This window comes from Kitasatospora arboriphila, from assembly GCF_039528095.1.
GTDB lineage: Bacteria > Actinomycetota > Actinomycetes > Streptomycetales > Streptomycetaceae > Kitasatospora > Kitasatospora arboriphila.
The window spans coordinates 1-236 of the sequence record NZ_BAAALD010000308.1; the positions used below are offsets into that span (position 1 = coordinate 1).

Annotated in this window: 1 pseudogene; it reads left to right on the forward strand. The window is 41.9% G+C overall.

Annotation, left to right across the window (positions count from 1 at the left end):
• Window positions 1-236 (forward strand): annotated as a pseudogene (locus tag ABD353_RS40130) (protein RepA); the annotation flags it as partial.

Consider the following 236-nt stretch of genomic DNA (forward strand, 5'->3'; position numbering starts at 1 on the left):
CTTTCAGTAAGTACGGTTTAAAAACCAACAGCATTAAGCTTACTTTTCATGAGTTTGCTGGAATGTGCCGCTTTGAGTCTAAGAGATTCGATTCCCGTCTTAGAAAAAGTATTTCAGAAGCTTTGACCAGGATACGTGGCAAGACCATTACCTTTACCCGTAGCGACTCAGAGGGCCATCAAAAAGTTTCGGTAACAGGTTTGCTTAAGACAGGTGAACTGGATTTTGCAAACGAC